The organism is Paenibacillus sp. 3LSP (assembly GCF_032465655.1).
Lineage (GTDB): Bacteria > Bacillota > Bacilli > Paenibacillales > Paenibacillaceae > Fontibacillus > Fontibacillus barengoltzii.
In genome coordinates this window covers 1-20,921 of the sequence record NZ_JAWDJI010000232.1, presented here as the reverse complement: position 1 = coordinate 20,921, position 20,921 = coordinate 1, and the positions used below count along the sequence as shown (strand labels likewise).

19 protein-coding genes are annotated in these 20,921 nt (G+C 53.7%); 17 read left to right on the top strand and 2 right to left on the bottom strand.

Features of this window, described 5'->3' with window-relative positions; all coding sequences use genetic code 11:
• The first annotated feature begins 67 nt into the window (after nucleotides 1-67).
• From RW092_RS20120 to RW092_RS20060, 13 genes are all read left to right on the top strand, one after another.
• The gene (locus RW092_RS20120; RefSeq protein ID WP_016314326.1) at nucleotides 68-511 is read left to right on the top strand and encodes a MarR family winged helix-turn-helix transcriptional regulator; all 444 of its coding nucleotides are present in this window, start codon (nucleotides 68-70) and stop codon (nucleotides 509-511) included.
• A 215-nt stretch (nucleotides 512-726) separates the two neighbouring features.
• Complete coding sequence (locus RW092_RS20115) at nucleotides 727-1,125, top strand: DoxX family protein (RefSeq protein ID WP_316011093.1); 399 nt, start codon at nucleotides 727-729, stop codon at nucleotides 1,123-1,125.
• Between the two features lie 56 nt (nucleotides 1,126-1,181).
• Nucleotides 1,182-1,820 carry a nitroreductase family protein gene (locus tag RW092_RS20110; RefSeq protein ID WP_316011092.1) on the top strand — a complete coding sequence of 213 codons (639 nt, stop codon included), beginning with the start codon at nucleotides 1,182-1,184 and terminating at the stop codon, nucleotides 1,818-1,820.
• A gap of 35 nt (nucleotides 1,821-1,855) precedes the next feature.
• Nucleotides 1,856-2,809, top strand: coding sequence for a ring-cleaving dioxygenase (locus RW092_RS20105; RefSeq protein WP_316011091.1), 954 nt, complete (start codon nucleotides 1,856-1,858; stop codon nucleotides 2,807-2,809).
• Nucleotides 2,806-3,441 (top strand): alpha/beta hydrolase, encoded by a 636-nt coding sequence (locus RW092_RS20100; protein WP_316011090.1) that lies wholly within the window; start codon nucleotides 2,806-2,808, stop codon nucleotides 3,439-3,441. Before RW092_RS20105 ends, RW092_RS20100 begins: the two co-directional genes overlap by 4 nt.
• Nucleotides 3,442-3,622: 181 nt before the next feature.
• A complete protein-coding gene (locus RW092_RS20095; protein WP_316011089.1) occupies nucleotides 3,623-5,197 on the top strand; it encodes a response regulator transcription factor in 1,575 nt (524 codons plus the stop codon).
• Nucleotides 5,198-5,215: 18 nt separating this feature from the next.
• Entirely contained in the window at nucleotides 5,216-7,012 is a 1,797-nt protein-coding gene (locus RW092_RS20090) for a sensor histidine kinase (RefSeq protein WP_085279654.1), read from the top strand.
• Between the two features lie 17 nt (nucleotides 7,013-7,029).
• Nucleotides 7,030-8,574: a response regulator gene (locus tag RW092_RS20085; protein ID WP_316011088.1), complete on the top strand. Its 1,545-nt coding sequence runs from the start codon at nucleotides 7,030-7,032 to the stop codon at nucleotides 8,572-8,574.
• 130 nt (nucleotides 8,575-8,704) lie between these two features.
• The gene (locus RW092_RS20080; RefSeq protein WP_016314319.1) at nucleotides 8,705-10,405 is read left to right on the top strand and encodes a type 2 periplasmic-binding domain-containing protein; all 1,701 of its coding nucleotides are present in this window, start codon (nucleotides 8,705-8,707) and stop codon (nucleotides 10,403-10,405) included.
• A gap of 80 nt (nucleotides 10,406-10,485) precedes the next feature.
• Nucleotides 10,486-11,451: an ABC transporter permease gene (locus RW092_RS20075; RefSeq protein ID WP_028540342.1), complete on the top strand. Its 966-nt coding sequence runs from the start codon at nucleotides 10,486-10,488 to the stop codon at nucleotides 11,449-11,451.
• Nucleotides 11,452-11,453: 2 nt separating this feature from the next.
• Complete coding sequence (locus tag RW092_RS20070) at nucleotides 11,454-12,413, top strand: carbohydrate ABC transporter permease (protein ID WP_009223576.1); 960 nt, start codon at nucleotides 11,454-11,456, stop codon at nucleotides 12,411-12,413.
• Between the two features lie 63 nt (nucleotides 12,414-12,476).
• On the top strand, nucleotides 12,477-13,499 hold the full coding sequence (locus RW092_RS20065; RefSeq protein WP_028540341.1) for an endo-1,4-beta-xylanase: 1,023 nt from the start codon (nucleotides 12,477-12,479) through the stop codon (nucleotides 13,497-13,499).
• 161 nt (nucleotides 13,500-13,660) lie between these two features.
• On the top strand, nucleotides 13,661-14,644 hold the full coding sequence (locus tag RW092_RS20060; RefSeq protein WP_316011087.1) for an aldo/keto reductase: 984 nt from the start codon (nucleotides 13,661-13,663) through the stop codon (nucleotides 14,642-14,644).
• Between the two features lie 100 nt (nucleotides 14,645-14,744).
• On the opposite strand, the gene RW092_RS20055 is transcribed toward RW092_RS20060, so the two are convergent.
• Entirely contained in the window at nucleotides 14,745-15,824 is a 1,080-nt protein-coding gene (locus RW092_RS20055; protein ID WP_009223579.1) for an anthranilate phosphoribosyltransferase, read from the bottom strand.
• 31 nt (nucleotides 15,825-15,855) lie between these two features.
• Complete coding sequence (locus RW092_RS20050) at nucleotides 15,856-16,461, bottom strand: ANTAR domain-containing response regulator (protein ID WP_316011086.1); 606 nt, start codon at nucleotides 16,459-16,461, stop codon at nucleotides 15,856-15,858.
• A 489-nt stretch (nucleotides 16,462-16,950) separates the two neighbouring features.
• Here RW092_RS20050 and nirB point away from each other — a divergent pair, with 489 nt between their 5' ends.
• From nirB to RW092_RS20030, 4 genes are all read left to right on the top strand, one after another.
• Entirely contained in the window at nucleotides 16,951-19,389 is a 2,439-nt protein-coding gene (nirB, locus tag RW092_RS20045) for a nitrite reductase large subunit NirB (RefSeq protein ID WP_316011085.1), read from the top strand.
• A gap of 23 nt (nucleotides 19,390-19,412) precedes the next feature.
• Nucleotides 19,413-19,727, top strand: coding sequence for a nitrite reductase small subunit NirD (gene nirD, locus RW092_RS20040; protein ID WP_316011084.1), 315 nt, complete (start codon nucleotides 19,413-19,415; stop codon nucleotides 19,725-19,727).
• Between the two features lie 50 nt (nucleotides 19,728-19,777).
• Nucleotides 19,778-20,650: a formate/nitrite transporter family protein gene (locus RW092_RS20035; protein ID WP_316011083.1), complete on the top strand. Its 873-nt coding sequence runs from the start codon at nucleotides 19,778-19,780 to the stop codon at nucleotides 20,648-20,650.
• Nucleotides 20,647-20,921, top strand: a 275-nt coding sequence (locus RW092_RS20030) for a uroporphyrinogen-III C-methyltransferase (protein WP_316011082.1), incomplete at its 3' end; no start/stop codon positions are given. The genes RW092_RS20035 and RW092_RS20030, both read left to right, overlap by 4 nt.

The window sequence follows — 20,921 nt, the reverse complement described above, 5'->3', positions numbered from 1 at the left end:
AGAAGCTTGAGGTTACCTTATACAATAGTTGTCATAGTCAGATCACGGCAGGGAGGTGAACTCATAGATGGATCCATCAAAGCGTGAGGCGTTGCATTTGTTTATCGTCTTGTCCCGAGCCAACGAGTGGGTACATGCGCATGCAGATAAGGAGATTCGGAAATACGGATTAACCCGGACTGAGTTTAGCGTATTAGACTTGCTGTACCATAGAGGCAGACAGCCGATTCAGCAAATTGGCTCTAAAGTGTTGATGAGTAGCGGCAACATTACGTATGTCGTGGATAAGCTGGAGAAGAAGGGGTACGTCACCCGTCAGGATTGCGCGGAAGACCGGCGGTTAGTTTACGCAGAACTCACCGAGCAGGGATGCGAGTTCATCGAAGAGGTATTCCCGCGGATTACCGATATCATCGAGGAGGCCGTCAGCGGTCTTTCCTCGGAAGAGAAGCAGATCGCGGGAATGCTGCTGAAGAAGCTTGGGAAATCGGCGCAGGCTGGCTTTAAGTAGCGGCAAGGGGGCAAGGGGCAGCCGGAGGACCTAGAATCATCGCTAGCAAAGGAATTGATTTCATGACGAAGCTCCGATAGGCGGCGGGAAAGGGCGTCAGAGGACGTCTTTTCAGGCCAAATATCTTAATATAAAGATTCTTAATGCTTAGAGGTATGCGATTCGTGCGTAAAGGTACGCACTCAAAAAAAATAAAAAGCAAGGAGTTATATAACATGAATCTGGAATTGGCATTATTAATTATTCGTTTGGTGTTGGGATTAACGATGATGGGGCATGGCGCGCAAAAGCTGTTTGGTTGGTTTGGCGGTCACGGTCCTAGAGGAACCGGCGGTTGGTTTGAATCCATCGGGATGAAGCCTGGGGTGCTGATGGCTGTGCTAGCAGGTCTCGCTGAGTTTGGCGGCGGCTTGTTGGTGGCAACTGGCTTGTTTACGCACGTGGGCGTGGCACTGCTGATTCTTACGATGATCGTGGCGATCGTTTCCGTTCATGGGAAGAACGGGTATTGGTCGACATCAGGCGGCTTTGAATACAATTTGCTGCTGATTGCCGTTTTGGTTGGCTTGATGTTGTCCGGGGCCGGAGATTACTCCCTCGATGCTCTGCTATGAGCCATCAAATGAGATCGCAAACGTAACTTAGGGTTTTATTTAGGAGGAAATTAGGGATGAGTTCGAATGAGCATGATTTTACTACGATTATCAAAACCCGCCGGTCGGTGAATAAATTTATCCCGGGCGTGGAAATCCAAGACAAGGAACTGGAAGAAATCTTTAATCTTACGAAATTCGCTCCTTCGGCGTTTAACTTGCAGCATACCCATTATGTGGTGGTGAAGGATCCCGAATTGAAGGAGCAAGTGTATGAGGCTGCGGCCAAGCAATATAAAGTCCGAACTGCCTCCGCGGTGATCCTGGTGCTGGGAAAATTGGATGCCCATAAGGATGTCGGGATGATGAATGAAGGCCTGCTGAATTTGGGCGTTCTCAGCAAGCAGGAGTACGACATGCTCGTGTCGGATACGATCAGGTTCTATGAAAGCCGGGGCGAAGCGTTTATGCGGGATGAGGCGATTCGCAGCGCCAGCCTGTCGGCCATGCAGATGATGCTCATCGCGAAGGACCGCGGCTGGGATACATGCCCGATGATCGGGTTTGATCCCGACGCCATGCGCCGCCTGCTGAACGTTCCGGACAATTACGTGCCGGTGATGCTGATAGCGATCGGCAAAGAAGACAGCTCGAGCTTCCGTCCGCGCGGCTACCGTAAGCCGGTTGGCGAGTTCGTCAGCTTTAACCGTTTCTGAGCATGCTTATCACCCAAAACAAGGAGGAGCTACACATGGTACATCCAACTTCAGGGATTCATCATATTACCGCATTTGCTACCGATCCGCAGGCGAATGTCGATTTTTACGCAGGAGTGCTGGGGCTTAGATTGGTCAAAAAAACGATCAACTTCGATGCCCCGGAGGTGTACCATTTGTACTTCGGCGATGAGGACGGGAATCCGGGAACGATTATGACCTTCTTCCCGACGCCCGGGGCTCGGCGCGGCCGGGTTGGCGGCGGTCAGGTCGGCGTCACTACCTTCGCCATACCGGTTGGCACAATGGGGTTCTGGCAGGAGCGTCTGCACAAATTCGGCATCTCCACGACCGAAACCCGCCGATTCGGTGAATCCTATCTGCATTTCCGTGACAAAGACGGACTCCAGCTCGAGCTGGTGGAACGGGCTGCGGGTCCGCTTAACATGTGGTCGTTTGGCGGCGTTCCGGCCGATCGGGCGATCAAAGGCTTTGGCGGTGCGGTGCTCTACAGCATGGCCCCAGAGAAAACGGCTGCGTTGCTCGAAACCGTATTGGGCTTGCAGAAGCTTGGAACAGAGGGCCAATATACCCGCTTCAAAGCCGAGGGTGACCTTGGCGACGTGATCGACGTCAACATCAAGCCGTTGGATTACGGGTCGGGCGGAGCCGGGACGGTGCATCACATCGCCTGGAGAGCCCGGGACTTTGCGGAACATGAAGCCTGGAGAGTTCGGGTTGCCGAGCACGGCTATCATCCGACGCCCATTGTGGACCGGCAATATTTTCACGCGCTGTATTTCCGGGAGGAGGGCGGCATCTTGTTCGAAATCGCTACAAATCCGCCGGGGTTCGCCAATGATGAGTCGCCGGAGCATTTAGGGGAACGGTTGATGCTTCCCGCTTGGTATGAACCGCATCGTGAAGCCATTGAACAAAACCTCACCCCGTTTGAAGTCCGGGTGCTGAAGGAGGACCTGCTGGGATGAAGCTAAAGCATATCTTCAAGCCGGGGACCCTAACGGCCAGCGGTGAAGCGACGGCACCTACACTGCTTCTTCTCCACGGCACCGGCGGCACGGAGCGGGACCTGTTGCCGCTGGCAGAGATCATCTCCCCAACTTCCGCTGTGCTTAGCGTGCGAGGGAACGTGTTGGAGAACGGGATGCCGCGCTTCTTCCGGCGGCTGGCGATGGGCGTATTCGATGAGGAGGATCTGGTGCTGCGCACGAAGGAGCTGCATGAATTCCTGGACGAGGCGGCAGTGCACTACGGCTTCGATCGGAGCCGTCTCGTGGCCGTGGGGTATTCCAACGGTGCCAATATCGCGGCAAGCCTCCTGTTCCACCATGCGGGCGCACTGAGCGGGGCGATTCTGCACCATCCGATGGTTCCACGGCGGGGCGTGCCGTTGCCGGAGATGACAGGAATCCCTGTCTTTATCGGGGCGGGGCGGAACGACGTGATGTGCAAACCGGAGGAAACCGAGGAGTTGGCGGGGGTGCTCCGAGGTGCCGGGGCCCAAGTGCATGTGCATTGGGAGCCTTACGGGCATCAGTTAACCGAAACCGAGGTTCAGGCAGCGGCAGCGTGGTTTCGAGATCATCTTCTAAATCAATAATCCCAACAATCAACAAAGGCAGTTCGGAGCACATTGCTCTGAACTGCCTTTGTTTGTTGGATAAATTAAGTCCCACAAATGAAAGATTTTGTGCTAGCATAAAAATGTGTACGCTTACATGGTGGATATTGGCTGAATTATAGATCCATGGAATTCACGTAAAAAGGGAGGGACGACAGCGATGTTGCAAGTGCTTCTGGTTGATGATGAGCCCTGGGTGTTGGAGGGTCTGCGAACCATGGTGAATTGGGAAAGGCACGGCTTTCAAGTCTGCGGTGAAGCGCTGGACGGTCCGGAGGCTTTAGTCAAAATGCAGGAACTGCGACCTGAACTGGTCGTTACGGATATCCATATGCCTGTCATCAGCGGCTTGGAACTGATCGAACGGAGTAAACGGCTGCTCGCAAGGCCCCCTAAATTTGTGATTCTAAGCGGTTACGACGATTTTAACTACGCCCTTACGGCGATGCGGCAACGGGTGGCGGAGTATTTACTGAAGCCGATTGACGAAGACGAGTTCGGGGCCATTCTGGACCGTCTCGGTCAGATGATTGCCGAGGAGCGGGAACTGGAGCAGTCCAAGTTACGGAAGCAAACGTTATTTAAAAATAACCTCCTGAACCGATTGATTCAGGGGGAAGATGGCCTTCAGCTGGAGCAGGAGGCGGCCGCCGCGCTTCAGCTCGGGGGTGAGCCGGAGCTGCAGTGTATGCTGTTCGACGCCGGGATGGATCCGCAACCTCTAAAGCAACGCGTACTCAGTTATTTCTCGAAACCCGCGGATGCGGATCGTTCCTTCATGGACGGCTCAGGCCGGTTCGGGATGATCCTGCGGACGGATGAAATGCCGCAGCCGCGGATCGAAGAGATGGGACTGGCGATCAGCAGTGAACTTTCGGAGATAGGGTCGCCGGCAGTGATTGCCGTCAGCCGTGTCGGGAAAGGCATCCGCTCCATCCGGGAGCTGTACCTGCAAACGCTGGAGACCGTCAAAGCAAAGCGCGAGAAGGGGAAAACTGGCTTCTTCATGCTATGCCATCTTCCGCAGACTCACAGTTCGGAGGATGTGTTGAAGGGCAAGGTTGAGCTGCTTTTGGACGCCGTGCTTCAAGGGGATCCCGGATCAACGGGAGCAGTGGTGGAGGAAGTGTTTGGCGCCCTTGCCAGCAGCCAGATTGGTCTGGAGACCCTACGAGCTTTCGCAGCTAATGTGGAGCTCACGTTATGCCGCAGGATCAAGAAAGCCGGCGGCGATGCCGACGCTTTTATGGTTCGTGTGCAGGGGAACGAAGGAGAATCGAACGGGATCAGCGATTACGCCGCGTTGAAGCCGTATCTCCTAAATCTGTGCCGGGAAGCCTCGCTGCTGCTGGCCGGATTGCGCCGGAAGAACGAGAATAACACGATTTTTCAGGTCATTCAGTACGTGGATGAGGAATTCCGCAGCAAGCTGAAGCTGCAAACCCTTGCCAAGCAGTTTCATATGAACCCGACCTATTTAGGACAGGTGTTCAAAAAAGAAACAGGCAAAACCTTCAACGACTATCTCAACGAGAAACGGCTGGAGGAAGCCAAACGACTGCTGAAGCGCACTTCCATGAAAATTTCCGACATTGCGCTGCAAGTGGGCTATCCCAATACGGACTATTTTATCAGCAAATTCAAGCAGGCAATCGGTATGCTGCCCTCTGTCTATAAATCCGAGTTTCAACATGACGGTCCCCAGAAAGTAAAGGGGCCCAGATTGGCCGAATAAGCCCGAGGTGGTGCTAGCATGGGAAGATGGAGATTCCGGGGAAGAGTGAACGATATTCCGCTGAAGACGAAATTTATGCTGATCTACCTGATTGGCGTGCTACTGCCGATCCTGGTTATTAACCTGGTGTTCATGGGGCGGATGACTGACTTTATTAAAGAGCGCGAGAAGCAGAACCTGGAGATTTCCATGGAGCGTGCCCGTAAGGATATTCTCGATTTTATCGACGGCGGGGTAGCGGTTAGTCATGCCCTGAACACCGATAAGACGCTGTATGAAAAGATGGACCGAATCTACTCGGGCCCGGTCGATTTTTACGAAACGTTTGATGAGCAGCTGCGCAATCGGGTGACCAGCTACATTCCGGTCAATAATCAGATTCTGCGAATCGGGATATACACCACCAATCCGACGATCGTCCCCGGGGGCAATTATCATATGATCAATGATGAGGTGAAGGGTAGCGAATGGTACCGGATCTGGAGCAGTTCGTCGGACCCGGTGGTTGTCGCAGCGTACCGCGCATCTCAAGCTACGAACCGAGCGAATACCGAACCTTATTTCAGCGTGATTGAGAAAATGGACTACTACGATTCCTATAACACCTTCGACAAGCTGCTGCGGATCGATATTGATCTCAGCAAAATTTACGACGTGATCGTCCGGGAGCGGGACTACCTGGATTTGTATCTGGTCAACGGGAACGATGAAATCATCGTGTCGGCGGACAGCGGCTATCGGCAGGATACAAGTGTGGGTTATCCCAAGCTTGAATTGTCTGCCGAGGATCGGGAGAAGGGGGTGGAGTCCGTAGTCATCGGGAATGCCAAATACGTGAAAGGCTGGCGGCTGATCGGGATCCCGCAGGGCACCCGGTTGTCCAAGGCGATGTTCGATATGCGCTTGTTCGTTGGGATGTTGGTTGCGGCAATCACCTTATTCACGTCGATCTTCATTTTCGTCATGCTCCGCTCCTATCATTACCGGGTGAAGCGGCTCTCGCGCCATATGCAGAAGGTCACTAATGAGAAATTCGATTTGATTAACATCGATGAAGGACGCGATGAAATCGGCGGTCTGATCCGCAACTTTAACATGATGACCGCTCGCATCAACGCGTTGATCAACAACGTCTACAAGCTGGAAATCCAGCAGAAAAGCCTTGAAGCCGAGCGCGTGCGGGCAGAGCTGAACTTCTTGCAGAGCCAGATGAACCCGCATTTTCTGTTTAATACGCTGAACGCGATATTAGTGGTCTGTACGAAAAAGAACTACTCCGACGTTACGGACATCATTAAGAACTTGTCCAAGCTGCTGCGCCGGTTGCTCCGCTGGAAGGAGGACCTCGTTACGCTGGAAGAGGAGATTCGGTTTATCGACATGTATTTGAAAATCGAAAAATTCCGCTTCCGGGATAAATTCGAGTACGTCTTCGACATTGAGGAGGCAGCGCTGCATTATACGATTCCGAAGATGAGCATCCAGCCGCTGGTCGAGAACGCCTGCAAGCACGGAATTCAAGCGGTGCAGGGCAATGGGCTCGTTACCGTTAAAGCCCGCGTGAAAGACGGACGGCTTCGCATCGTCATTTCGGATAACGGCAAAGGCATCAAACCGGAGCAGCTGCGGGAAATGCTGCTAACCGTACGGAGCGAGAACACGTCCGGGAACAGCATTGGCATTCGCAATGTGTATCGCCGATTCGAGTTGTACTACAACGATCAGGTTCGCTTTAACATCGACAGCAAGCCGGGACAAGGGACAAAAGTGTGTATCGAAATTCCGGTCAAACGGCTTCAACACCAGGGAGGATAATCAGGGGGGAAAGAGCCATGAGATTCAAGGTGTTATTGGTGGATGACGAGCCGGCAGCATTGGAGGGGATGCAGCTGTGGATCAACTGGCCGGAGCTGGGCTTTGAGATATGCGGGACTAGCAGCAACGGCGCGGAGGCGCTGGAGAAGATCGGCCAGCTGCAGCCGGACCTAGTTGTTACCGATGTGCGGATGCCGGGAATGGATGGACTGGAAATGATCGAGGCGTGGCAGAAGCAGAATACCCGACAGGTCAGCTTTGCGATCATAAGCGGATACAGTGAATTTCAATATGCACAAAAAGCGCTCCGCTTTGGTGTCACCCGGTATTTGCTGAAGCCGATTGACGAGGAGATCGCCGCCGAAGAGCTCGGGGCGATCTATCAGGAGCTGGTGGAGGAGCAGGAGCGTCAACGCATCAGCCGGATCGCTTCCTATGAGGAGACAGTGGGTCTGCTTAAGGGATGGCTCCATCCCTCGCCGGGGCTCCCTCGGGATGAGGGGCGGATCGCTGCGCTTTCGAGCCTGCGGAAGGCGTGGAATGTGTGTCTCATTCAGCCAAGAGACAGCTGCTTTGCCGAGACCCGGGAGCAAGTTGCCGCCTATGTCGGGGAGAGGGAAGCCATGTATCTCATCGATCTGGACTATAGCGGCTTGGATGAGGGCCTTCTGGCCCTGGTGTACGGATTTCATCCCGGCGAGGATGGGCCGGACGGCGCTAAATGGATCAGCGAACTGGAGAGATTATGCCGCAGTCTTGGAGTCGTCGCATCGGCGGGGCAGGGCGTGACAAGCCTGCAAGAGATTCCAGCTGCGTTCAGACAGGCTCAGACAGCGATGCAGCATCAGTTTTATGCGGAAGGCCCTGCCGGGATTATGGAGTATCGTAACGTGGCTGCGCTGAAGTTCCACCGCAGGTACGATCAAACCGAGCTGGTGGATCGCATTATAGGGGCGATTCAACTGCTGGACAAAGCGGGCTTGGAGGAAGGGCTGTCCGAGGCGGAGCGTAGGTTCCGGGAACTTTACCTTACGCCGGACATCGTGCGTAAATTTGGGATTCATTTGTTTTATCTCATGATGGAACACCTGGAGGAACTCCCGGGCAAGGCGGCGGAACTGCAAAGCAAATACGACATTCCCGGTACAGTTTCGGCCGTGCCAACCCTGCGGGAATTAATGGACCGGATCCAAGCGTTAGGGATAGAGTGCATCGATGGGCTTCTGATGGACAAAGCCCAACGGTCCCAGGGAGTCATTCAAGACATCAACGCCTATATCCGGGAGCATTACCGTGAGCCTTTGACGATTAAAAAGTTAGCGGAGGTGTTTTACCTTCATCCGGTTTATTTGGGCCAATTACTCCAGAAGAAGAACGGCGTTTCTTTTAACGAAATGATCCATAACTTTCGCATTGAAGAAGCCGTTGGGCTGCTCCGGGACGGAAGCTTAAATAACGGGGAGATTGCCGAGCGAGTGGGGTACGCGAACTATGGCCAATTCCTGAAGCAATTTGAAAAAAGATTACAAATGTCGCCTAATGAGTACAGAAACAGGAACTGAAATTTTGAAGATGGAACCTTTAATTGTGAACTAGTTGTGGCTGGGTAGCGCTCTTAGAATTAAAGATAAGTTGATGAAAGGGCTTACAAAATAGCTTAAACATCAACAAATCATTACGGAGGTGCTTTACATGGGGGGCAAGACCAAATCAATGCTCCGGCTCAGCGTTATCCTGCTGTTATCGCTCAGCGTCATCCTAGCGGGATGTGGCGGCGGTAACAAAACTACCACAGCCGAAACCAACACCGGCAATACGGGGACTACAGGGAACAATGCCGGAGATAAAGTCGAACCGCTTGAAATCACCGCGTTTATCGGGGAAGCCGGCCAACAGCCGACGCCGGACAACAAGATTTACAAGAAGATTAAAGATGAGCTGGGCGTCACATTCAAATTTGAATTTCTTGCCGGGGACATTGACCAGAAGCTTGGCGTTATGATCGCAGGCTCCGATTATCCCGATATTATGACCGGCAATACGAAGTTGACGGCAGCAGGGGCTTATATCCCTTTGGAAGATCTGATTGAAGAACATGCACCGAATTTGAAGAAGCACTATGAGAAATATTGGAACATGATGAAGGACCCGAATGACGGTCATATTTACATCCTGCCAAACTACGGGGCCTATAACGGGGAAGTCAGCACAACTTGGTATTCGGGTCCGGCTTTCTGGATCCAAAAGGCTGTGCTGGAGGAGGCAGGATATCCTCAAGTCAAAACGCTTGATGAATATTTTGATCTGCTCATCAAGTACAAGGAGAAACACCCAACGATCGATGGCAGCCCAACGATTGGTTTCGAAATTCTGAACTATGACTGGAGAAACTGGGGACTGTTTAATGCGCCGCAGCATCTGATCGGACACCCGAATGACGGCGGCGTTGTCGTGAAGGACGGCAAAGCGGAGATTTTCGCCGACAAGGATTATGCTAAACGGTACTACAAGAAGCTGAATGAAATGAATGCCTTAGGTCTGATCGATAAAGAGACATTTACACAAAACTATGACCAGTATCAAGCGAAAATTTCCAGCGGTACGGTGCTCGGATTTTTTGACCAGCACTGGAACTTCCAAGATGCCGAGAATGTGTTAATTACGGCGAAGAAGCATGAAAGAACCTATGTCGGCTTGCCGCTGGTTTACGATACAAGCATTACAGACCATTATCTGGATCGCCCGGCACTGAACCTGAACAATGGCTTTGGGATCAGCGTAAATGCTGGGGAAGATAAGGCGATCAAAATTCTTAAATTCTGGGATCGCCTGATCCAGGAAGATTGGCAAAAAATCATGTCTTGGGGGATTGAAGGCGAAGACTACATTGTTACCGAAGAAGGCCGCTTCATGAAAACCCAAGAGCAACGCGACAAGTTTACGGATGCGACTTGGAAACTGGCGAACAAAGCGGATACGTTGCACAAATTCAGTCCGAAAATGGAAGGGTATTTCAGCGATGGGAATGCTACCGATGCGGCAGCCCAACCTGAAGAATACCAAGCAGGGCTGGAAGAGTACGATAAAAAATTCTTGGCCGCTTATGGATATAACAGCTATGTTGACTTCTTTACACCAGCACCGGAAAACGAAGTTTCTTATCCGGCATGGTCGGTTGACTTAGTGGAAGGTTCGGAAGCCAAGGTAGTGAACACCAAGCAGAATGATTTGTCTACGAAGTATCTGCCTAGAGCGATTTTGGCCGACCCGGCTGATTTCGATAAGGTATGGGATGAATACGTGGGAGAAATCCGCAAGCTCAACATTAAAGCTTACGAAGACCGCATTAACGAAGTGTTGCAATGGAGAATTGACAACTGGTCCGTGAAATAATCCAGGGATTCAATCGAAGAATGGAAGGCATCTAAGCCTTCCATTCTTCGAAATCTTAGGCTTTGTGGGGAGAACAAAATATGGATGAGACCTTAATGGACAAACACGCCGTCCCGAAAGCGAAAAAACGAAAACAACAGCAAATAACCTGGTCCCTGATCAAGAGTCAACGGCAGTTGATCTTCATGTCGGTTCCGTTATTGGCTTATATTATATTGTTTGCTTATGTCCCGGTGTGGGGCTGGACGATGGCGTTTCAAAATTACAAGCCGGCAAGAAGCTTTGGTCAGCAGGAATGGGTCGGGTTCAAGCAGTTCAAGTTCCTGTTTACGGACGACAGCTTCCTTCGGGTGCTGCGCAATACGTTGGGGATGAGTATCATCAACCTGGTGCTGGGCTTTGTCACCGCAATCGCTCTAGCCTTGCTGCTGAATGAAATCAAGAACATTTTCTGGAAAAGAACGGTTCAAACGATCTCGTATCTTCCGCACTTCCTATCCTGGATCATCGTCACCGGGATTGTTGCGACTTCCCTTGCTTCCGATGGCATTATCAACGATGTTCTGATGCGGCTGCATCTGATCAAGGAGCCGATTCTATGGCTTAGTGAAGGCAAGTATTTCTGGGGCGTCGTTGGTGCCTCTCATGTCTGGAAAGAGGTTGGCTGGAACACGATCATTTATTTGGCTGCGATGGCGGCGATTGACCCGTCGTTATACGAAGCTGCGGATATCGACGGAGCCAGCCGATACCGGAAGATGTTGCATGTCACGCTTCCCGGCATTAAGCCAACGATTGTCATTCTGCTGATCATGTCCATCGGACATATCCTGGAAGCGGGCTTCGAGGTGCAATACCTGCTCGGGAACGGTCTGGTGGTGGACTGGGCAGAGACAATTGATATCTTCGTGCTGAAATACGGGATTGCCCAAGGCAACTACTCCCTGGCAACCGCCGGCGGGATCTTCAAAACGGTCGTTAGCGTAACCATGCTGCTTCTTGCAAACTGGACCGCCAAACGACTAGGGGAAGAGAGGCTGTTATAGAGATGGCAAACCAATCCATTACCCCAGAGCGAGTATCTGCAGCTGCTTTGCCACGTCGGGTCGGACGCGGCAAGGTGGAGCCGGTGATTTTCCATACGCTGAATACGATCTTCATGATCTTTCTCGTCGTCGTGACGCTGTATCCGTTTCTGAACACGATTGTGGTATCGCTTAACGCGGGGAATGATACGATTCGCGGAGGACTCTACCTGTGGCCGAGACAATTTACGCTGCAGAACTATAAGGCGATTTTTGTTTCCGGCACGATTTACGATGCTTTCCTGATCTCGGTGGCGAGAACGGTGTTATCTACGATTCTGAACATCTTCCTGACAACGATGCTCGCCTATACATTGAGCCGAAGGGAATACGTGTTCCGCAAGCCAATTACGTTGATTTTCGTGCTTACGATGTATTTTAATGCGGGGTTGATTCCCGGGTACTTCCTGATGAAGGATTTACATCTGATCAACACGTTTTGGGTTTATGTCGTTCCTACGATGATCAGCGCATTTAACCTGATTGTTATCCGGACGTATATCGGCACCATTCCCGAAAGCTTGGTGGAGTCGGCGAGAATTGACGGGGCAGGAGACTTCAAAATCTTCTGGACCATCATCTTCCCGCTGTGCAAACCGGTATTAGCGACGATTGCGTTGTTTGTGGCTGTCGGCGCGTGGAACTCCTGGTTTGATGCGTTCCTGTACACGTCTTCGAGACAAGAGCTCAGCACAATGCAATATGAGTTGATGAAATTGCTCTCTTCCAGCATGAATGCCAACAGCAATCCGGCGGTGGCTAACGGGGCGGGCATGACCCAGGATACGGCGGCTTCCATGGTTACACCGTTATCGATTCGGGCTGCGGTTACCGTGGTGGCATCCGTTCCAATTCTGCTCGTATATCCTTTCATGCAGAAATATTTCGTGGTTGGCCTGAATGTCGGGAGCGTTAAAGAATAGTTGTTTTATTTCGTGAACCGTTCGTACGAGTATTTTCCCAAGCGTGGCAGAGGAGGAATCTTCATGAATCCAACGTTCCATTCCGTACCGGCATTAAAGGAACTGTTTGCGGCGGACTTCAAAATTGGAGCGGCGGTCAATCCGACGACGATCCGGACGCAGAAGGCATTGCTGGCGTATCACTTCAACAGCCTGACTGCGGAGAACGAGATGAAGTTCGTCAGCGTGCATCCTAAGGAACAGACCTATACCTTCGAGGACGCGGATCGGCTGGTTAATTTCGCCCGAGAGCACGGCATGGCCATGCGGGGGCATACACTGGTGTGGCATAATCAGACGTCTGACTGGTTGTTCCAGGATCGCCAAGGCGCGGCGGTTAGCAAGGAAGTGCTGTTCGGCAGGCTTCGGGAGCATATTCATACCATAGTAGGCCGGTACAAGAACGAGATCTACGCCTGGGACGTCGTCAACGAGGTCATCGCGGACGAAGGGGAGGCGCTGCTGCGCACTTCCAAATGGACGGAAATCGCGGGACCTGAATTTATCGCTAAAGCGTTCGAGTATGCACATGAGGCGGATCCACAGGCGCTGTTGTTTTATAACGACTACAACGAATCGAATCCTCTGAAACGCGATAAAATTTACACACTCGTTCATTCGCTGCTGGAGCAAGGGGTGCCGATCCATGGCATCGGATTACAAGCGCACTGGAACCTGTACGATCCATCGTTGGATGAGATTAAGGCAGCGATTGAGAAGTATGCTTCGCTGGGGTTGCAGCTGCAGCTGACGGAGCTGGATATCTCGATGTTCCGCTTCGATGACCGGCGAACCGATTTGACCGCGCCAGAGCCGGGGATGCTGGAGCAACAGGCCGAGCGTTATGAAGCCGTGTTCCGGCTGTTGCTGGAGTATCGTGACGTCATCAGCGGCGTTACCTTCTGGGGAGCGGCGGATGATTATACCTGGCTGGACAATTTTCCGGTGCGCGGCCGGAAGAACTGGCCGTTTCTGTTCGATGCCCAGCACCAGCCGAAGGCAGCTTATCACCGTGTGGCGGCATTGGCTGCGGAGCAACGAGCATAACGGTACGCATACAGGGAAAGCAACGATATAAGGAAAACGCTTTATTCTGCTAGCGTTTTCGGTGTAAAATGAGAGAGGCCCTTCTGGTTGGAAGGGCCTCTTTTGAAGTATACAGAACCTGTTCAGAATCTGGACCTATCGAACCTTAGGAGGGAAATTCGATGAAATATCGGGAGCTTGGAAACACGGGTCTTCAAGTCAGCGAAGTGAGCTTCGGCACTTGGGCCATCGGCGGAAGCTGGGGCAACACGAATGATGATGAAGCCCTAAAGGGATTGGATAAAGCGATTGGAGAAGGCGTTAACTTCTTTGATACGGCGGATGTCTATGGTGACGGACATGCGGAACAATTGCTCGCCAAAGCGACCAAGGGGAAGGAAGACGAAATCTATATCGCGACCAAATTTTGCCGGGCCGGCGATATTCATGACCTGGAGACGTATTCCGAAGCGCGGGTACGGGCTTATTGCGAAGCCAGCCTCAAACGGTTAGAGCGCGAGCGTATCGACCTGTATCAGATCCACTGCCCGCCGTTGGCTGTGTTGAAGGACGGCCGGGTCTTTGAGGTGTTGGATAAGCTGCAACAAGAGGGGAAAATCCGCCACTACGGCGTAAGCGTAGAGACGGTGGAGGAAGGGCTGTTCTGCCTAGGAGTGCCGGGAGTTAAGGCGCTGCAGGTCATCCTGAACCTGTTCCGTCAGAAGCCGCTCGCAGAGCTGCTGCCGAAGGCACACGAAGCCGGTGTAGGCATCCTTGTGCGGCTTCCGTTGGCCAGCGGTCTGTTGACCGGTAAATTCACGCCGGACACGACATTTGCGGCCGACGACCACCGCAACTTTAACGCGAACGGCGAGCAGTTCAACGTCGGTGAGACGTTTGCCGGCTTGCCGTTCGTTAAAGGTGTTGAGCTGGCGGCCCAGCTCCGCTGGATCGCCGAAGGACGCGGGGACATGGCCCGCGCGGCGATGCGCTGGATTCTAGACCAGCCGGAAGTTTCCTGCGTGATCCCGGGCTTCCGCAACGTGCGTCAGGTCGAGGACAACCTCGGCGCGATCGACGTGCCTTCCTTCAGCAAGGAAGAGTTAGAGCGGCTGGCCGACTTCTACCAAAACGAAGTTGCGCAGCATATCCGCGGGGCGTATTAAAGCGAAATCACCTTATTCACCGAGCGTGGCCATCAAATTGGCGTGATTCCCGGGAATAAGGTGAATGATTCGAGAAAGCCTCCCATCATTCGCCTTGAAATCAGGCTTGATGGGGGGCTTTTGCGCGTTCTGCGGCGGCCGATTGCTCCAAGCGCAGCGTGTCGCGCCAACTGCAGTAAGTCGCCCATGGACTGCCGTCGTCCAGAAGGGCCTTGCAGGTGTAAATGCCCTCTTCGATCGAATCGACGCGCCCGGCGAGCTCCAGGCGAACCGCTCCGTTCAGCAGCACCTGGTTTACGTAAGCCGGGTGCGCCTGCCCTTGCAGCACCTGTTCGGTAACGTGCAGTTGTTTGGCTGCGTTCCAGGCGGTATCGTCTTCTTCGGGCAGCGGGGTGTCCAGCCCGTACGTTTCCGGATCGATAATGTTCAGCTTCGCTTCACCGTTGCCCACCACATAGGTGCGGGTCGGCCGATCGATAAACAGGTCCTCTGAGCCTTGTGCCCCTTGGACGATCAACGCTTTCCGGTAATCCAGCTGCTCGATGAGCTGGGCCATCCGGTCGAACACAGTATTATGGTATACACCATACACCAAATAAGGCGAATCGCTGAAGTCCAGCAGCTTCTCGATCGTATTCAAGATCGTCCGCAGACCCAGCTCTTCGCGGATCGGACGAAGCTTCTCCAGCGGCGGGCACCAGACCTCAGACGGCACGAACCGGACGCCGGAGAAGTCTGCCGGGCGGGCTGCCGGCGCCCACTCCATCAAGCGGCTGTCCACGCCCAACTCGTCAAGCAGATCGGTCAGGGTCACGCCCCACTTGGGCGGGAGCGACGGGGTGCCGTGCAGCGTGACGGGTAAACCTCCTGAAGCCAGCAGAAAGGAGGTGGCAAACGTCGCCATAAAGGAGGTGGTGCGGCCGTCATAAGGTCCGGCACAGTCGAGTCCCTGAGGAATCGGCGAGCGACGGGCATGTTTGCGAAAGACGGTCACAAATGCTTTCAGTTCCGCCACGCTCTCCAGCTTGATCCGCTGTGCCATAAAGAAGGCGCCAATCTGCGCCGGAGTCGCTTGGCCGCTGATCATCAATTCGGCGGCTTCGGTTGCTTCCTCATAGGTCAAGTCGCGGGCGCCTCTTTTGCCTCGTCCTACTTCCTTCAGGATTTCTGTCATCGTCATCGGGAGCCCCCCCTTTGTTTGTAAGATCGGTTCAAAATTTTAATTGCTGATGGGCTTTGACGACCGAAGTCGCCACATCCACCATCCGTTTCCGTTCATTCATCGCCCGCTTGCGCAGCATGTCGTAAGCCTCGGCTTCGGACACTTTGTTCACGTCGCACAAGATACTCTTGGCCATGTCGATCCACTTCCGTTCCTCCAGCCGGGAGACCAATTGCGCCCGTTCATTCTGCCAGGTTTGCCTCTCAAAAAAATGCCTAGCGCTGAAATGCAGCGCCCAATGCAGCTCCGATGCCGTCATGGACGGGGAGAGCAGGCCGTCAACGGGGACCTCTGTCTCACATGCCTCCAATGAGGAGCTTGCCGTCTCGGGGCTACACCACCAGAGGAGCGGGAGTGGCTTCCACTTGAGCAGCATGTTGCCCCAGCGCTGCATCCCCTCAAGCGGCATATCCAGCACCGCAGCGTCAACCTCCTTGATCCGTTTGCGAATTTGCGGCTCCTGACAGGAGGCGAAGACTTGATACCCGCTCGTTTTGAGGAAGGTTTCGGGATCAGCCAAGGGCAAAGACTTCAGGGGATCTGTCGAGGCAGTCCCGGGTAAACCGGCTTCGCGAATGACCAATAAGAAGCGCATCGAGAGGGATCCCTCCTATCCATAACGATCTGTTTCATAATCCAAGCGGTGTTTAGCTTTAAAGTCATAAAGGATCGAGATACACGAATAACTTCAACAACTGCAACTGCGAAATTGCAGCGAGGAAAGAAAACCTTACATCACATTTCAAATTTTAAAGGATAAATGTATTTTCTCGCCTTTTTTCTGAAAAATCAATACAAATGTAATGAAAACTGACATAAAAATTTTAATCACACAATTTTATGTAATGTATATTGACATAACCTCCAACCTCCTTTATAGTTAATGTCAACTTAACACTTGATTCAAATTTGTTTATTCAAAAATTCGATCGTAATCATGCCGGGTACAATGGGGTGCCCGCTAGAAGCGGCAATGGAGCCTGTCTTCGCAATCCGTAGAAATCACGTGGTGTAGCTGCGTGTCTCTAGGGGCGAAGCAGGCTTTTTGTGTTTTCTTGGTAATTTGGGAAAAGGGGAGATGGAGATGAACCAAAAGAAAAAGATGGTGCTGGTCGGTAACGGGATGGCGGGAATCCGCACGGTGGAGCATGTGCTGAAGCTGGCTCCGGAGGCGTACGAGATTACGGTCTTCGGTGCAGAGCCGTATCCGAACTACAATCGGATTATGCTGTCTTCGGTGTTGGCTGGCGGGGCAGACATGAAGGAGATTGTAATTAACGATTTGGCCTGGTACGAGGAAAATCACATCAACCTCCATCTGGGCGATGAGGTTGTTCGGCTCGATACCGATAAGCGCAAGGTCGTATCGGCCTCCGGGGTAGAAGCAGAATACGACGCATTGATTTTGGCCACGGGCTCCAATCCATTTATCTTACCGATTCCCGGGGCACGCAAAGATGGTGTCATCGGGTTCCGCAATATCAAGGACTGCGAGCTGATGATGGAGGCCTCCCGCAAACATAAAAAAGCTGCGGTGATCGGCGGCGGTCTCTTAGGCCTGGAAGCGGCCCGCGGGTTGCTTAATCTCGGCATGGACGTCACCGTCGTGCATATCCATCCTTACTTGATGGAGCGTCAGCTCGACGAGCCGGCATCGCGGATGCTGCAACATGAGCTGGAAGCGCAAGGCATGAAGTTCCTCATGCAAAAGCAAACAGCCAGCATTTACGGCGGACGGCGGGCCGAGGGGCTGGAATTTGCAGACGGAAGCCGGTTGGAAGCGGACCTCGTTGTGATGGCCGTCGGCATCAAACCAAACATTGAATTGGCAAAAGAGGCAGGCCTTAATGTGGCGCGAGGCATTATCGTCAACGATTATCTTGAAACCAGCGCACCGGGGGTTTATGCCGTTGGGGAATGCGCTGAGCATCGCGGCATCGCCTACGGGCTGGTGGCCCCGCTCTATGAGCAAGGCAGTGTATTGGCCAAGCGGCTGGCTGGTGTCGAAACCGCCGCGTACGAAGGATCCGTCACTTCGACGAAGCTGAAGGTGTCGGGAGTAGATGTTTTTTCTGCGGGATATTTCAATGATGCGCCAGGCACGCGCTCGCTGCGCATTCAAGACGAACTGGAGGGCACGTACCGTAAAATCGTCCTGCAAGACGATCGGCTCATCGGCGCGGTACTGTTCGGCGACACAACGGACGGCCCATCGTTATTTGCCAAGATCAAAAGCGGAGAATCCGTAGCCGGGAAAGAGAAGGAGCTGCTGCTTGGGTTTACTCCGGGTCAAGCCGGGGCAGGGGCCTCGTCCCCGAATGCCCGGTTGGCCGCAATGGCGGACGACGAAATCATCTGCGGCTGTAACGGCGTCACCAAAGGCACCATCGTCGAAGCGGTGAAGGGCGGCTGCTCCAGCGTCGGCGAGATCAAAGCGTGCACGAAGGCGTCCGGCTCCTGCGGCGGCTGCAAACCGCTGGTCGAGGGACTGCTACATCTATATGCAGAAGGCGATGTCAAAGCGGTGAAGGAAGGCATCTGCGGCTGTACCCCTCTGGGCCGCGACGAGATCGTCGCCAGCATCAAAGAGATGGGGCTCAAGAGTGTGCGCGAGGTGATGAACGTGCTGGAATGGCGCGAGCCGGAGGGCTGCTCGAAGTGCCGCCCGGCGTTGAACTACTACCTGGGGATGCTGTGGCCGGCTGAGTATGTGGATGAGAAAGAATCCCGCTTCGCCAACGAACGTTACCATGCCAACATTCAAAAGGACGGAACGTTCTCTGTGGTGCCTCGGATTTACGGCGGTGTAACCTCACCGGCTGAACTCAAGCGAATTGCGGCGGTTGCCGAGAAATACCAAGTGCCGATGGTGAAGTTCACCGGCGGACAGCGGCTTGACCTGCTGGGCGTAAAGAAGGAAGATTTGCCGAAAATGTGGGAGGAGCTCGATATGCCGTCCGGTCATGCGTACGGCAAGGCGCTGCGGACGGTGAAGACCTGCGTCGGCTCCACGTTCTGCCGGTTCGGGACCCAAGATTCCATCAGCATGGGCATTCAGCTGGAAAAAACGTTTGAACGCCTGAACACCCCAGGCAAGGTCAAACTGGCGGTATCGGGTTGCCCGCGGAACTGCGCCGAAGCCACGATTAAGGACCTTGGCGTTGTGGCTATCGACGGCGGTTGGGAGATCTATGTGGGCGGTAACGGCGGTGTGAAGGTTCGGGCGGCAGATTTGCTCTGCGTAGTGAAGACCGAAGATGAAGTGGTCGAATGGACCGCAGCGTTCTTGCAGCATTACCGTGAGCAAGCCAGCTGGAACGAACGGACAGCGCAGTGGGTTGAGCGGGTAGGATTGGACGCCATCAAGGCAGTGTTGGAGCAAGCCGATGAACGGAAAGCACTGGCTGAGCGGATTCAAGACACCTTAAGCCGGACGACAGACCCGTGGAAAGAAATTATTGAAAACCAGGAGCTGCGTAAAAACTTCGAACCGCTGCAAGACGTACAACTGCAAAATTCGTGATCTTTTTTGGGGGGGCAGATACCATGATAACTAAAATTCAAGTGGCACGGTTGGACGACATTGATCGGCTTGGTTCACGTACGGTGTTTGTTGAGGGGAAGGAGGTTGCGATTTTCCGCCTCAGCGACGGCAGTGTTCACGCCATTGAAAACCGCTGTCCGCACAAAGGCGGCAAGCTGTCGGAAGGGATGGTGTGCGGTGCAGCCGTGCACTGTCCCCTGCACGATTGGAAGATCAATCTGCGGAGCGGACGTGTCCAAGAGCCCGACCACGGGGAGGTCACGGTCTATGAGACCGAAGTGGATGAAGCGACCGGAGCTATATATATTTCACTGTAGCGTATAGAGCGTATAGAGAATCGCAGTGCGAATAAAGGAGTGAACGAACCATGGATTACGTCAAACCAGGAGAAGTACTAGGGAGCATGATTGAGACCGGGAAAAATAAAGCCAACCTCAGCATTCTGCAGCTGTTGGTCAAGGGATTTTTGGGCGGGGCGATCCTGGCATTCGCCACCACCTTGGCGTTTACCGCAACGCAGCAGACCTCGCTGGGAATCGTGGGGGCGGTGATTTTTCCGGTTGGCTTTGTGATGATTGTTCTGCTGGGTCTGGAGCTTGTCACTGGCAGCTTCGCCTTGATCCCGCTGGCTGTGATGGAACGGCAGGCTTCGCCGGGGCGGATGCTCTCCAGCTTTGGATGGGTGATCCTCGGGCATCTCATCGGCTGTGCTGTGTATGCTGTTCTCTATGGGCTGACGATTACGAAAATGGGCACGGACCTGTCCCAACCGCTTGTGCAGATGTTGATCCAGACGAGCGAAGCGAAGACGCTGGCTTACAAGCAGATGGGCGGCAGCGGTCTCGCCCTGGTCACCATCAAGGCGGTTCTGTGCAACTGGATGGTGACGCTGGGCGTGGTGATGGCGATGACCTCGAAGTCGACGGCGGGCAAAATCGCAGCGATGTGGTTGCCGATCCTGATCTTTTTTGCACAAGGCTTCGAGCATGCGGTCGTGAATATGTTCGTCATCCCCGCCGGCATGATGCTGGGAGCGGACGTCAGTATGGCCGACTGGTGGCTGTGGAACCAAATTCCTGTCTTGATCGGCAACTTCCTGGGCGGCGTCGTGTTCACCGGTTTGATGCTGTATGTGGCGCAAAAAGGCAGCTTGCGGCGCGGAGCGAAGGCACCGGTTACCGGAGCGGAAATGGCTGAGCCGGATGGCCGCGCGTTGTCCGTGGCAGGGGAACGCCTATGAAGCAGCCCGGAACGGTTAGTATTATCGGAGCGGGGCCCGGCGACCCCGAGTTGATCACGGTCAAGGCGATGAACCGGCTGCGGGAAGCCGAGGTTGTGTTGTACGACCGCCTCGTCAGTGAAGAGCTGCTGGCATACGCCGGGCCGTTCGCGGAGCTGGTGTACGTCGGCAAGGCGCCGGGACGCCATGCGATGCCGCAGGAGGAAATCGAGCGCTGGCTGATCCGCTACGCCATGGACGGGAAGCGGGTCGTGCGCCTGAAGGGCGGCGA